We start from the raw sequence: 14290 nt of genomic DNA on the forward strand, positions 1-14290 counted from the left end.
AAACATCAATGAAGATACTAGATTGGTATATCATTAAAAAATATCTTTTAACATTCTCTGTAATGTTATTACTATTTGTCCCAATTGGGATTATGGTAGATATTTCAGAAAATATTGATAAAATGTTAGCTTCAGAAGCACCAGCAGATAAAATACTAATGTATTACGTGCATTTTGTCATCTATTTTGCCAATCTATTATTTCCTATCTTTCTATTTCTGTCGGTAATTTGGTTTACTTCTAAGTTGGCAAATGATACTGAAATTATTGCAATACTAAGTTCGGGAGTGTCATACATACGTTTCTTAAGACCTTTCTTAATTGGGGCTTCGGTAGTAGCAATTGTAGCTTTTGTTGCGGGAATGTATATTGTTCCTAATGCTAGTAAAGGCTTTAATGAATTTCGTTTTGAATACATTAAAAAAGGACGAAAAAAACTACGGGATAATTCAGAGATATATAAACAAATCACGAATAACGATTTTATTTACCTTAAAGGATTCAACTTTGAAAGTAAGCGTGGTGATAATTTTACCTTGGAACATTTTGAAGATAACGTGCTAAAGTACAAAATGGAGGCACGTTCAATCAAATATAACGAAGAAGATAGCACCTATACATTACGAGGATATAAAAAACGCATTGTTGGAGCTATGAACGATAGTTTAATTAGCGAACGAAAATTAGACACTATTTTTCCATTTGATGTTGAAGATCTTACGCCAGTTACATATATGGCAGAAACATTAAACTATCAAGAGCTTAATAAATTTATTGAAAAAGAAAAACAATCAGGTTCGCCCAATGTCAATAAGCATTTGTTGGTTAAGTATAAACGTTGGAGTTTGCCAATTACTGCGTTTATTCTAACAATCATTGCTGTGGCAGTATCTTCTATGAAACGAAGAGGAGGAATGGGTGTAAATTTAGCCTTTGGAATAGCCATTGCTTTTATCTATATCTTTTTTGATAAAATATTTGGAACGATGGCTGAAAAATCTGGATTTTCTCCAATGTTAGCAGTTTGGGTTCCTAATGTTGTTTTCGGAATCTTAGCGCTCTATTTACTGTACAATGCTAGGCGATAAACTCAAAAATTATTTACACCTACATGTGTTGGTGTTTATAGCAGGTTTTACAGCAATTTTAGGGAAGCTCATCAGTATTAACGCTATTCCTTTAGTATGGTTTCGTATGCTCATTGCGGGAATATTGATGCTTTTATTTATCAAATTTTCCAAAATACGACTTCAAATAACGTTCAAAACTTTTTCAAAATTTGCAATAGCAGGAATAGTAGTTGCTTTGCATTGGATTACGTTTTTTGGCGCCATCGATGTATCTAATGTTTCCATTACATTGGTTATGTTTTCAACAGGTGCTTTTTTTGCATCATTCATAGAACCAATTATTTATAAAAGAAAAATGATTTGGTATGAACTCGTTTTTGGTGTCATTGTAATCCTTGGAGTTTCCATCATTATAAACGCAGAATTTAAGTATATTAATGGTATAGTACTAGGTATCTCTTCTGCCTTTTTTTCGGCCTTATTTGCAGTGTTAAATGGTAAATTTGTTGAAAAACATCATGCAGCAACCATTTCTTTTTATGAATTTATCTGTGGAGTATTATTTATCTCTATATACTTAACTTTTGCAGAAGAAGGTTTTTCAAAACAAAATTTCTTTTTGTTGACACGTAATGACTGGATTTACCTTTTCATTTTAGCATCTGTATGTACAGCATATGCATTTATAGCTTCAACACACATCATGCGATATATAAGTCCTTATACAGTTGTGTTGACTTACAACTTAGAGATTATTTATGGAATTGTACTAGCTTTATTACTATTTCCATTAGATGAAAAAATGGAATCAGGATTTTATTATGGAAGCCTGCTGGTTGTAGGGACAGTCTTAGCAAATGGAATCTTAAAAAATAAGAGAAAAAGAAAATCCGTTAAAGGCATGGAAATTTCCTAAATTAAAATTTTATATTTGTAAACTTAAACCACTAAACACATTCTCAAAAGCATGGAATATTTAGATTTTGAGCTACCTATAAAAGAACTAGAAGAACAATTGACAAAGTGCGTAGCTATTGGTGAAGAAAGCGATATTGATGTTACGGAAACTTGTCAGCAAATTGAAAAAAAGTTAGAAAAAACGAAAAAAGATATCTATAAGAATCTAACTGCTTGGCAACGCGTACAATTATCACGCCACCCAAACAGACCGTATACGTTAGATTATATCAAAGCATTATGCGGAGATACCTTTTTAGAACTACATGGTGATCGTAATGTAAAGGATGACAAAGCGATGATTGGTGGTTTGGGAAAAATTGGGGATCAATCATATATGTTTATTGGTCAACAGAAAGGATACAATACCAAAACCCGACAGTATCGTAACTTTGGTATGGCAAACCCTGAAGGATATCGTAAAGCACTCCGTTTGATGAAATCTGCAGAAAAGTTTGGAATTCCTGTAGTCACATTGATTGACACTCCAGGAGCATACCCAGGATTGGAAGCGGAAGAGCGCGGACAAGGAGAAGCTATTGCAAGAAACATTTTAGAAATGACACGTTTAAAAGTGCCTATTATAACTGTGATAATTGGAGAAGGCGCTTCAGGAGGAGCATTAGGAATAGGAGTAGGAGATAGCGTATTAATGTTAGAAAATTCTTGGTATTCGGTAATCTCTCCTGAAAACTGTTCGTCAATATTATGGCGTAGTTGGGAACACAAAGAAAAAGCAGCTGAAGCACTTAAACTGACAGCAACCGATGCTATGAAAATAAAAGTAATTGATGAAATTGTCAAAGAACCTATTGGAGGAGCACATACAGATAGAGAAGGAGCGTACAATGCCGTTCGTGATGCTATCGTTGCTAATTATAACAAATTAAAAAACTTATCACCAGAAGATTTGGTGACTTCTCGAATGGAAAAATATTCCAAAATGGGAGAGTTTAAAGGATAAGCCTTTATCAAATAAGGAAAAAGAAAAATCCGGAGTTTAGGCTTCGGATTTTTTTTCCGCTTATGAACAATACATCAACAACTTATTAACAATCAGTAGTTAAGATTCAAGAGGAAATTTTAACGGTATAAAGTAAAACAATTATTTACTTTCGCAATCATGGAAAATGTGAACCCTAAACAAACATATAAAACTGATAGAAGTAACTTAATAAGTCTTGAAAAAGGAAAATTACCTCCACAAGCTGTCGATTTAGAAGAAGTAGTGCTTGGCGCTATGATGATTGATAAGAAAGGAGTCGATGAGGTAATTGATATTTTAAGTCCAGACGCTTTCTATAAAGAAGCGCATAAACTTATTTATGAAGCAATTTTTCAATTGTTTGAAAATTCTGAGCCTATTGACTTATTAACAGTTTCGTCCCAATTGCGTAAGAACGCCAAATTAGATCAAGTGGGAGGTGATTTTTATCTAATTTCTCTTACACAAAAAGTATCTTCTTCGGCACATATTGAATTTCACGCTAGAATTATTTTGCAGAAATTCATCCAACGAAGTTTAATTAAGATTTCCAACGAAATCATTGAAGATGCTTACGATGAAACTACAGATGTTTTTTCATTGTTAGATAAGGCAGAAGCACGTTTATATGAAGTAACACAAGGGAACATTAAAAAATCGTCAGAAACGGCGCAAAGTTTAGTAATTCAAGCGAAGAAGAAGATTGAGGAAATTTCCAATAAAGAAGGGTTGAGTGGAATTGCAACAGGTTTTGATAAACTAGATAAACTTACTTCTGGTTGGCAACCTAGTGATTTAATCATTGTAGCTGCACGTCCGGGTATGGGAAAAACGGCCTTAACCTTATCGATGGCGAGAAACATTGCTGTTGACCAAAACATTCCCGTAGCTTTTTTCTCATTAGAGATGGCTTCGGTACAGTTAATCACACGTTTAATTTCTTCTGAAACGGGTCTTTCTTCAGAAAAATTGCGTACAGGGAAATTAGCCAAACATGAGTGGGAACAATTAAATGTAAAAGTAAAAGGATTAGAAAAAGCTCCTTTATTTATTGATGACACACCATCACTTTCAATTTTTGATTTACGTGCAAAAGCACGTCGTTTGGCATCACAACATGGAATCAAGTTGATCATTATTGACTATTTGCAATTAATGACGGCTGGTGGAAGCCAAAAAGGAGGAAACCGTGAACAGGAAATTTCGATGATTTCTAGGAACTTAAAAGCGCTAGCTAAAGAATTATATGTTCCTGTAATTGCCTTATCTCAGCTGTCACGTGCAGTAGAAACACGTGGAGGAAGCAAGCGTCCGTTACTTTCAGATTTACGTGAATCGGGAGCGATTGAGCAGGATGCAGATATTGTATCGTTCATCTACCGTCCAGAATATTACAAAATTGAAGAATGGGATGATGAAGAGCGTTCACCAACAGAAGGTCAGGCGGAATTTATTGTGGCAAAACATAGAAATGGTGGTTTGGACAATATTCGTCTTAAATTCTTAGGGCATTTAGGAAAATTTGACAATTTAGAAACATTCGATTCTCCATTTGAGTTTCATTCTAAAATGAACGATGCTGCCAATGACGATACATTCAAAACAGATCATTTGCCTAGTGCAGACGAAGCATTTGGAAGTTCTATGAATGATGACTTTGATCCAGATGATGGCGATGTTCCTTTCTAAGAAATCCGTATTTTTATAAAGTTATATAGTGTCATTCCTGTAGAGCTTGGAATCGATAGTTTTTCAAATGTGAATTCCGTATTTTGCATGGAATGACATTGAAATTACACACAAAAATAGTTTTAAAAATATAATTCTTTACATGAAATACGACTACATTATTGCTGGTTCAGGTTGTGCAGGATTAAGTTTGTTGTACCGAATACTCAATGATGCTGAATTGAACAAAAAACAAATTTTAGTCGTAGATAAAACACAAAAAAATCAAAACGATCGTACGTGGTGTTTTTGGGAAAAAGAAAGCGGATTATTTGAACCCATTGTCAAACATCGATGGAGTACTTTGGAATTTTTATCTGATGATTTTCAGCGACAGTACAAAATGTTGAACTACCAGTATAAAATGATTGCAGGTATTGACTTTTATAATTTTGTACTAGAAACGGCTTCTAAATTCAAAAATGTCACCTTTCTCTTTGAGGAAATCACAGAATTAAAGTCAACAAAAAGAGGAGCGGAAATAACCACTAAAAAAGGAACATTTTCAGCAAAATATATTTTTAATTCTACGAATCTTTTCTATCCTACTATTTCACCTAAAAATTCACTCTTACAACATTTTGAAGGTTGGGTAATTAAAGCTAAAACGCCTGTTTTTGATGAAAAGATAGGAACATTGATGGACTTTAGGCTCTCGCAAAAACATGGAGCTACTTTTATGTATGTATTGCCCGTTAGTCCTACAGAAGCATTGGTAGAATATACCTTATTCACTGAGCAAATACTGAAAAAAGAACAATATAAAGAAGCGCTTCAAACGTATATAAACGACTATTTGCAAGTAGTTGATTATGAAGTTTTGCATACTGAATTTGGCATTATACCGATGTCTTTGGCTAAATTTCAACGAAAAATTCCTAGCAAAAAAAACATTATCAATATTGGAACTGCGGGCGGATTTACAAAAGCGAGTAGTGGCTATACTTTTCAATTTGTTCAAAAGCACACAGAAAAAATTATCAATTTACTTAAAACAAACACCTATCCAAATCCTGCTATTACATTTCGCGAAAAAATGTTTCAATGGTATGATCGAACTTTAGTAGAAGTAATTCTTTCTAAAAAAATGGAAGGAAAAGAAATTTTTGCAACCATCTTTGAAAATCGCCCTATTGACACAATTCTAGCATTTTTAGGAAATGAAAGTACCATTGCGCAAGATGTTAAAATAATGAGTTGTTTGCCAATTAAGCCTTTTTTAATTTCAGGAATAAAGCAATTACGTTTCTAGAAGCAAAGTTCTGTTAGAGAAACGATAAATCTTTTACAAAGGAACAATTTTTGCGTATCTTTCCGTTGAATAAATATGATGCAATTGAATTTGAAAAATATAATTACACTCACACTAGTTTTCCTATTTTCTGTAAGTAGTTATGCGTCTTATATTTTAATTCCGATGGATGCGGAATCACAAAAAGATCATTTAAAAGCTTATGGAATTACGTATTGGTCGCTAGAAAAAAAAATCAAAGTAAAGTGGTTGCTTAACTATCGAGGCGGTTCTTTTTTATTACCTGCAGCAGAAGCTGTAGAAAAAGAATGTAAAATTCGAGGCGTTTCGTATGAAATTTTATCAGATGCAAAAACAAGTGCTATTTTAGAAGAAATTGCGAGTCCAAGTAAAAATCAAGAAGCTGTTATTTTAGAAAAAGCGCCGAAAGTAGCCGTGTATTCTCCAAAAGGAAATGTGCCTTGGGACGATGCAGTAACGATGGTGTTGACGTATGCAGAAATTCCGTATGATGTGGTGTATGATGAAGAAGTATTAACTGACGAATTGATTCAATACGATTGGTTGCACTTGCATCATGAAGATTTTACCGGGCAGTATGGTAAATTTTATGGGATGTATCGTTCTGCTCCTTGGTACATTCGAGAGAAACAAGAAGCAGAAGCCTTAGCCAAAAAATTAGGATATGCTAAAGTTTCGGAAGCAAAGCGAGACGTTGCTTTAAAAATTAGGGACTATGTAATTGGTGGCGGATTTATGTTTGCTATGTGTAGTGCTACAGATAGTTTTGATATTGCTTTGGCAGCTGAAGGAGTTGATATTTGCGAACCGATGTTTGATGGAGATGTGTCAGATAGAAACTATCAAAGTAAAATAGACTTTGCGAAAACATTTGCTTTTACAGATTTCACGTTAGAACGCAGTCCAACTAAATATGAGTTTTCGTCAATAGATATGACTGCAAAGCGTTATATAGCTAAGGAAGCAGATTATTTTACATTAATGGATTTTTCTGCAAAATGGGATCCAATACCAACCATGTTGTGTCAAAATCATACAGCGTTAGTGAAAGGTTTTATGGGGCAAACTACCAGTTTTGATCGTTCGCAGATCAAACCTTCTGTTTTAATTCTTGGGGAAAATAAAACCAATGGAGAAGGGCGTTATATCCATGGAATCAAAGGAAAAGGGTTCTTTACGTTTTATGGCGGACATGATCCTGAAGATTATCAACATAGAGTAGGAGATCCTAAAACAGAATTAGAATTGCATCCTAACTCACCAGGATATCGATTAATCTTAAATAATATTCTTTTTCCAGCAGCTAAGAAGAAAAAGCAAAAAACGTGATACTTTTAATTGCTACTGGTTAATAAATACAGAATTTCATTAATCGATTTTGCACTAATAGGCTTGGTAATATAATAATTTACGCCTGCTTCTTCTGCCTTTTGTCTAGATTCAGGAAACACGTCTGCAGAACAAGCAACAATGGGAATATCTTTTTTCTCTTTTTCCAACGCTCTGATTGCGGCTGTTGCCTCTAAACCATCCAATACAGGCATTTGAATATCCATAAGTATCAGGTCAAAATCTTTTATTTTAACAGTTTCAACGGCTTCTTGTCCATTGCCCACAATAGTTGTTTCAGCGTCCCATTTGCGTAATAATTGTTTAATAAATAACTGATTCAGTTTATTGTCTTCAGCTACAAGAATCCTTTTATTACGAAGATTATGGTTGATATTTTGAATGTTTTGAAGTTCTAATTCGCTAAGATCACTGATTTTATAATTTAGATCAAAAGCAAACGTAGTGCCTTTATTCACTTCGCTTTCAACAGATAAATTACCTCCCAAAAGAGAAATCAATTCTTTTGTAATACTTAAGCCTAAACCTGTTCCTTCAGGTCTTTCATCACTGTGATATGACTGATAAAAACTTTCAAAAACAGTATCAAGATTTTCTTTTGGAATTCCACAACCAGAATCTTCAATCATAAAACACAGTTTCACCATTTTATCTTCAAGTTCTTTTGCAGAAATCTGTACATTAATAAAGCCTTTTTGTGTGAATTTAATTGCATTTCCAATCAAGTTATTCAGAATTTGGCTCAATCGATATTGATCACCAACCACATATTTTGGAATGGAATTGGTAATATTGATTGTAAAATCTAAGCCTTTTTCATTTGCTTTCAGCTTAAATCCTTTATGTAAATTGGCAATAAGTTCGGTAAAATTGAAATCTACTTTTTGAATATTGAGTTTTCCTGCTTCTATTTTTGAAAAATCAAGAATATCATTTACAATCATTAATAGATTTTCAGTTGAAAAACGAATAGCTTCAAGGTTTTCATATTCATGTTCATTTCCTGTGAAATCCTTTCGGTTAAAGAGTTCTGATAAGCCAAGAATTACATTTAACGGAGTTCGAATTTCATGACTCATGTTTGATAGAAATGTGGTTTTTGCTTTTGCTGACTTTTCTGCGATAAGACGCGCTTCTTCAATACGAATCATATTCCTAATATCTTTCGTGATATCTCGTATTACAGCAAAAAATAACATCTCATTATTAATGTAAATAGGGCTGATTTTTAAGTTGTAATATAAAGTTTCGCCATTTTTTTTAGCTTCAAATTCAAATAGTTCATTTTCTAAACTATTCATGGTTTCAAGTGAAAAATCGTCAATAATTTTTTTCAATTTCAAAGCAAAATCTTTAGGTAAAAACTTATAAAAGTTAAGATGCTTTTTTTGATGACTTACAAATTCGGCTGCTTTTTTGTTAGAACGGATAATGATTCCTTCTTTATTAAAAATAACATTTGCATCTAGCGCATTATGAATAACAGCGGAGTACAACTTTTCATTGTCTTCTAATTCTTTTTGTATTTGAGATTTTTGAAGAATTTCTTTGCTTAATTTTGAGTTGATGTCTTCTAAACTTGAAATCTGAGCTTTCAATAATCGATGCAATTGCCCTTTACTAGGAAGATTGACATTTTCGGTAACCAATAGTTGTTCTGGTACTAAATTGACCGTAATTGTAAAATTTTCAAGTAAGTAATAATCATTAAAATGTCGGTTGTACGCATTGTTATAGATACTCAACATTGCGTTGCTACCGAGTGTTTCCTCAATCTTTTTTTGAATGATATTTGAGTATTCAGACAACTCTCGTAAGGTGGAAGTCGCTTTTTCGTGTGTAATTGTTTCGAAAGATAATGGAGTGTGAACTAAGAGATTTTCTGCTTCAGACAAGAAGTTGTTTGTAAATTTTCCAAGAACCTCTTTAGTTTTGATAATTACTTCACGTAAAAACAATTCGGAAAGCAGAACTTTTTGGGTGTAATCGTCTTCTACAAAAATGGCATGATATTCTTCTTTCTCGTTAAGAAGAGGAAACTTCTGCTGTATATTTTTTCTAAACGATTGCTTGTCTGCTAATGACTGCTCTTGAGATAATAAAAAGTCTTCTACTTCTAAATATAAACTAGGGAAGAGTGCTAGTTTTTCAGTAGTTGATGAACTTGAGAAAGTTTTCAATTTAGCGCTCAATTCATAATGTATTTGATACTTTTTGAGTTGAGATTGAAAATCATCAATTACTTTTTTTATCGTTCGGCTTAATGAAGCATTTGATTTTTTGACATCTTTGGATGAACGCTTCAAAAGTTTATGGAGATAGGACATTTTATAGACTGCTAGCGTAAGTAATAATTCTGGAAAAATCTATTGCTATGTAATTTTGAGCAATGTGCTATTGGTATTGCGGTAAATTGAACAGGAAAAACGTACGCAATTATATATGACAATAGTTGATTATAAAAATGCTTAGCAACCAAAATATTGAGCGTGGGCTTTGCAATAGTAGCTAATAAATTGAAAATAGGCATATAGGGAAAATTTGGTTTTAAAAATAGAGTAAATTGAAAAAAAAACAAAGTTTTAGTTCAATAATTGAACATCTTCTTCTGTTGAATATATATTTTGTGAAAATATTGAATATTTTATGAAAAATGCATTGTATGTCATATTGTGCAATAAGCAAAAAAAAAAGCCGATACAGAATGTACCGGCTTTATAAGCGAAATATATATTGTTTGACGATTTATTTTACTTTATCAACGATTGCTTTGAAAGCTTCAGGGTGATTCATTGCTAAATCAGCTAAAACCTTACGGTTTAATTCGATGTTATTAGCTTTTACTTTCCCCATGAACTGAGAATAAGACATTCCATTCAATCTAGCACCTGCATTAATACGAGTAATCCATAATGCACGGAATGTTCTTTTCTTATTTCTACGGTCTCTGTATGAGTAACTCATCGCTTTATCAACCGCATTCTTTGCAACTGTCCAAACGTTTTTACGTCTACCAAAGTATCCTTTGGCTTGTTTTAATACCTTTTTTCTTCGGGCTCTACGAGCTACCGCGTTTACTGATCTTGGCATATTTTTAAATGTGTTTTTGTAGTAGGCGATTCAATAATTATAAATTCTGAATTCTTTAAAATGGCCTAACTCCAGGGTTTATAAATTGTTTTAACCGAAAGAACGGATTACTTTAAACGTAATTGTTCTTTAATACTGTTAACGTCACTTTCATGTACTAATGTAGAGTGCGTTAACTTTAGCTTACGCTTTTTAGACTTCTTTGTTAAGATGTGACTTTTAAAAGCGTGCTTTCTTTTAATTTTACCAGTACCTGTAAGCTTAAAACGCTTTTTTGCACTGGATTTTGTTTTCATTTTAGGCATAATTCCTAACTTATTTAAAAATATTTCGCTTATTATTTTTAATTGGATTTAACTCAATTAAGTACTATGGCATACTGAATTGAGTCAAAGTATTATTTCTTCTTAGGAGCGATGAACATAGTCATTCGTTTACCTTCTAATTTAGGCATTTGTTCCACTTTTCCATATTCTTCAAGTTCTTGAGCTAATTTCAATAGTAAAATTTGCCCTTGATCTTTATAGATGATAGAACGTCCTTTAAAGAAGACATATGCTTTTAATTTAGCTCCTTCTTTTAGGAATTTGACTGCGTGTTTCTTTTTGAACTCGTAATCATGATCATCAGTTTGTGGACCAAAACGAATTTCTTTAACAGTTACTTTGGATGCTTTTGCCTTTAGAGACTTTTCTCTTTTTTTCTGTTCGTAAAGGAACTTTTTGTAATCCATTACTTTACAAACAGGAGGATCAGCTTTAGGAGATATTTCTACTAAATCTAATTCTTGTTCATCTGCGATGGCAAGTGCTTTCCTTGTAGGATACACACCAACTTCAACATTGTCTCCAACAAGACGTACTTCTGGAGCAGTAATTTTTCTGTTAATTCTGTGTAGATCTTCTTTTTCTTGTCTCCTAGGAGCTCTACTTCTTTTTCTTCGTATTGCTATGGTTCTAAAATTTTAAGTTAAACATTAAATGGTTGTAAACTATTGTTTATTTCTGTCGTAACCATATCAGCAAATGCTTCAATAGTTATCGTTCCAATATCACCTTCGCCGTGTCTTCTAACAGAAACTGTGCCATCTTTCTCTTCTTGTTCACCGATGATTAACATAAAAGGAATCTTGCTCATTTCCGCTTCACGAATCTTTTTTCCGACAGTCTCGTTACGATTGTCTATTTGGGCGCGAATTTCGTTATTTTCTAACAAATTTAAAACTTTTTTCCCGTAATTCTCATATTTTTCACTTACTGGGAGCAGAATTGCTTGCTCATTCATAAGCCATAATGGGAAATTTCCGCCGGTGTGTTCTAACAAAATTGCAATGAAACGTTCCATACTACCAAATGGTGCGCGGTGAATCATTACGGGTCTGTGCAGCTCGTTATCGCTTCCTTTGTAAGTAAGATCAAATCGTTCAGGCAAGTTATAATCTACTTGAATGGTTCCTAATTGCCAACTTCGTCCTAGAGCATCTTTTACCATAAAGTCTAACTTAGGACCATAAAAAGCGGCTTCTCCATATTCGATTACGTAATTTAACTCTTTTTCTTTAGCGGCATTAATGATAGCCGTTTCTGCCTTTTCCCAATTTTCATCAGAACCAATATATTTTTCTGGTTTTTCAGGATCTCGTAAAGAAACTTGAGCTGTGAAATTCTCAAATCCTAATGAACCAAACACGTACATTACTAAGTCAATTACATTTTTAAACTCTTGATCTAATTGATCAGGTGTACAAAAAATATGGGCATCGTCTTGTGTAAATCCACGAACACGTGTCAAACCATGTAGTTCACCACTTTGCTCATAACGGTAAACTGTTCCAAATTCAGCAAAACGCTTAGGAAGATCTTTATAGCTCCAAGGTTTAGTGTTGTATATCTCGCAGTGATGCGGACAGTTCATAGGTTTTAACAAAAACTCTTCGTCTTCTTTTGGAGTAGTAATTGCTTGAAAACTATCTTCTCCATACTTTGCATAATGTCCAGAAGTTATATATAATTCTTTTTGTCCAATATGTGGGGAAATTACCATTTCGTAGCCTGCTTTCTGTTGAGCTTTCTTTAAAAAGCTTTCTAATTGCGAGCGCAAGGCAGCTCCTTTTGGAAGCCATAAAGGCAGTCCTTGACCTACTTTTTGTGAAAATGTAAATAGCTCTAATTCTTTCCCTAGTTTTCTATGATCACGTTTTTTAGCTTCTTCAAGTAACTCTAAATAGTCTTTTAAGTCCTTTTGCTTAGGAAAAGAAATTCCATAAATACGAGTCAGCTGTTTATTGTTTTCATCTCCTTTATAATAAGCTCCTGCAACACTCATCACCTTTACCGCTTTTACAATACTCGTATTTGGAATGTGTCCACCACGACATAAATCGGTAAATGTATCATGATCGCAAAAAGTGATGGTTCCATCTTCTAGTCCTTCAACAAGATCAACTTTATATTCGTTCTTATCTTTATAATAGGCTAAAGCTTCAGCTTTTGTTGCAGAGCGCATCTTAAAATCGTGCTTTCCTCGTGCAATCTCTAGCATTTTATCTTCAATTTTCTTGAAATCTTTGTCAGTGATGGTATCTTCTCCCATATCAATGTCATAGTAAAAACCATTATCGATAGCTGGTCCAACCCATAATTTTGCATCTGGATACAATTCCTGTATTGCTTGTGCTAAAATATGTGCAGAAGAATGCCAAAAAGCTTTTTTTCCTTCGTCATCTTTCCAAGTGTATAAGGTAAGTGCGCCATTTTCTGTAAGAGGTGTTACGGTTTCAACCGTGGTGCCATTAAAATTTGCAGAAATAACATTTCTAGCAAAACCTTCACTAATATTTTTGGCAACATCCATAGGTGTTACTCCTGAATCGAATTCTCTGACTGAGCCATCTGGCAACGTAATTTTTATCATACAAAAATAAATATTAAGCCAACAAAGATAATACGTATCAAAAATCTGTACAATATATATATGTATAATATCAAAAAAATATAATATAGCGTGATTTTTATGATATTTCAATGAATTCTGAAGTCAACTAATATGGTTAGTTGTATAATAAGGTGAGTTAAACAGAAAATAAAAAGTCGGAAGAAAAATCTTCCGACTGTGACTGAACAAAAAAGCTCTTTTATGTAAAAATATGTTTTTAATACTACATGCAGTCATCTGAATAACAAACATCATATGAGCATAAACCTTCGCCGGCAAGAGTAAGTGGCTGATTATCGCTAGGAGGCTTTAAAGTATCCTGGAATCTTCCTCCTTTCGCTTGAGCTTCTCCTAATTTTGAAATTGCAATTTTTTTCAGTTTTAAACTTTTAATACTTTTTTTCTTCATTTTGTATAATTTATAAAATATGAAATGAATATACTAAAAAACACATGAAACTTTAATTCTAATGATGAAAAAAGGAAAAGAAAATAAAAAATATCTAAAAGTGAATGGAGTTACAGTTAGTCTTTCTATTCATTATGAGAAACTTATACTAAAAAGTATGATAAATAAAGTTGTTTAAGGTTAAAAACAAGTTTAAAGTACTTTCATAAGGTTGCAATTATTATAAATGTATTGCTAATGATATTTTTGACTTAAATATTATATATGAAAGATAGTGTAGTGGTGTTAACTACATGGTAGAAGGTTTTAATTGCTCTGATTTATTCAGTAATCGATACTAATAAGTGAGTATGTTATACTATGTTTGATGACTAAATACAAAGAATTTCTAACAGTATTTCAGTTATTAATTAAAATCTATTAATAAAAAATCATATATAAAGCCTTAGTAAATAAAGAGTTGTGATTTTGGGTAAAAAAAACTTCAAAAAAGG

The 14290-nt window shown here is 32.9% G+C and carries 12 protein-coding genes; 6 read left to right on the top strand and 6 right to left on the bottom strand.

Features of this window, described 5'->3' with window-relative positions:
• Positions 1 to 8 precede the first annotated feature (8 nt).
• The 6 genes from AA088_RS08635 (at position 9) to AA088_RS08660 (ending at position 7342) form a co-directional block, all read left to right on the top strand.
• Complete coding sequence (locus AA088_RS08635; protein WP_046744541.1) at positions 9 to 1088, top strand: LptF/LptG family permease; 1080 nt, start codon at positions 9 to 11, stop codon at positions 1086 to 1088.
• Complete coding sequence (locus tag AA088_RS08640; protein ID WP_046744542.1) at positions 1075 to 1986, top strand: DMT family transporter; 912 nt, start codon at positions 1075 to 1077, stop codon at positions 1984 to 1986. Before AA088_RS08635 ends, AA088_RS08640 begins: the two co-directional genes overlap by 14 nt.
• Before the next feature lie 51 nt (positions 1987 to 2037).
• Complete coding sequence (locus tag AA088_RS08645) at positions 2038 to 2991, top strand: acetyl-CoA carboxylase carboxyltransferase subunit alpha (protein WP_046744543.1); 954 nt, start codon at positions 2038 to 2040, stop codon at positions 2989 to 2991.
• Positions 2992 to 3150: 159 nt separating this feature from the next.
• Positions 3151 to 4701, top strand: coding sequence for a replicative DNA helicase (dnaB, locus tag AA088_RS08650; RefSeq protein ID WP_046744544.1), 1551 nt, complete (start codon positions 3151 to 3153; stop codon positions 4699 to 4701).
• A gap of 142 nt (positions 4702 to 4843) precedes the next feature.
• Positions 4844 to 5992: a lycopene cyclase family protein gene (locus AA088_RS08655; RefSeq protein WP_046744545.1), complete on the top strand. Its 1149-nt coding sequence runs from the start codon at positions 4844 to 4846 to the stop codon at positions 5990 to 5992.
• A gap of 78 nt (positions 5993 to 6070) precedes the next feature.
• Positions 6071 to 7342, top strand: a complete 1272-nt coding sequence (locus AA088_RS08660; RefSeq protein ID WP_046744606.1) for a hypothetical protein — start codon at positions 6071 to 6073, stop codon at positions 7340 to 7342.
• A 5-nt stretch (positions 7343 to 7347) separates the two neighbouring features.
• Here the strand turns inward: AA088_RS08660 and AA088_RS17630 are convergent, their stop codons facing one another.
• The 6 genes from AA088_RS17630 to AA088_RS08690 form a co-directional block, all read right to left on the bottom strand.
• Positions 7348 to 9669: an ATP-binding protein gene (locus AA088_RS17630; protein WP_162199679.1), complete on the bottom strand. Its 2322-nt coding sequence runs from the start codon at positions 9667 to 9669 to the stop codon at positions 7348 to 7350.
• A 439-nt stretch (positions 9670 to 10108) separates the two neighbouring features.
• Entirely contained in the window at positions 10109 to 10453 is a 345-nt protein-coding gene (gene rplT / locus AA088_RS08670) for a 50S ribosomal protein L20 (protein ID WP_046744546.1), read from the bottom strand.
• Between the two features lie 107 nt (positions 10454 to 10560).
• Entirely contained in the window at positions 10561 to 10758 is a 198-nt protein-coding gene (gene rpmI, locus AA088_RS08675; RefSeq protein WP_046744547.1) for a 50S ribosomal protein L35, read from the bottom strand.
• A gap of 92 nt (positions 10759 to 10850) precedes the next feature.
• Positions 10851 to 11399: a translation initiation factor IF-3 gene (gene infC, locus AA088_RS08680; protein WP_082106633.1), complete on the bottom strand. Its 549-nt coding sequence runs from the start codon at positions 11397 to 11399 to the stop codon at positions 10851 to 10853.
• Between the two features lie 23 nt (positions 11400 to 11422).
• Positions 11423 to 13366, bottom strand: a complete 1944-nt coding sequence (thrS, locus tag AA088_RS08685) for a threonine--tRNA ligase (protein WP_046744549.1) — start codon at positions 13364 to 13366, stop codon at positions 11423 to 11425.
• Positions 13367 to 13610: 244 nt separating this feature from the next.
• Entirely contained in the window at positions 13611 to 13796 is a 186-nt protein-coding gene (locus tag AA088_RS08690; RefSeq protein ID WP_046744550.1) for a hypothetical protein, read from the bottom strand.
• Positions 13797 to 14290 lie beyond the last annotated feature (494 nt).

It is taken from the genome of Kordia zhangzhouensis (assembly GCF_001005305.1).
Taxonomy (GTDB): Bacteria; Bacteroidota; Bacteroidia; order Flavobacteriales; family Flavobacteriaceae; genus Kordia; species Kordia zhangzhouensis.

Excerpts from the sequence above, each read along its gene's own strand:
- AA088_RS08635 (WP_046744541.1), top strand. The coding sequence starts at position 9 with ATGAAGATACTAGATTGGTATATCATTAAAAAATATCTTTTAACATTC.
- AA088_RS08640 (WP_046744542.1), top strand. The coding sequence starts at position 1,075 with ATGCTAGGCGATAAACTCAAAAATTATTTACACCTACATGTGTTGGTG.
- AA088_RS08645 (WP_046744543.1), top strand. The coding sequence starts at position 2,038 with ATGGAATATTTAGATTTTGAGCTACCTATAAAAGAACTAGAAGAACAA.
- dnaB (WP_046744544.1), top strand. The coding sequence starts at position 3,151 with ATGGAAAATGTGAACCCTAAACAAACATATAAAACTGATAGAAGTAAC.
- AA088_RS08655 (WP_046744545.1), top strand. The coding sequence starts at position 4,844 with ATGAAATACGACTACATTATTGCTGGTTCAGGTTGTGCAGGATTAAGT.
- AA088_RS08660 (WP_046744606.1), top strand. The coding sequence starts at position 6,071 with ATGCAATTGAATTTGAAAAATATAATTACACTCACACTAGTTTTCCTA.
- rplT (WP_046744546.1), bottom strand. The coding sequence starts at position 10,453 with ATGCCAAGATCAGTAAACGCGGTAGCTCGTAGAGCCCGAAGAAAAAAG.
- rpmI (WP_046744547.1), bottom strand. The coding sequence starts at position 10,758 with ATGCCTAAAATGAAAACAAAATCCAGTGCAAAAAAGCGTTTTAAGCTT.
- thrS (WP_046744549.1), bottom strand. The coding sequence starts at position 13,366 with ATGATAAAAATTACGTTGCCAGATGGCTCAGTCAGAGAATTCGATTCA.
- AA088_RS08690 (WP_046744550.1), bottom strand. The coding sequence starts at position 13,796 with ATGAAGAAAAAAAGTATTAAAAGTTTAAAACTGAAAAAAATTGCAATT.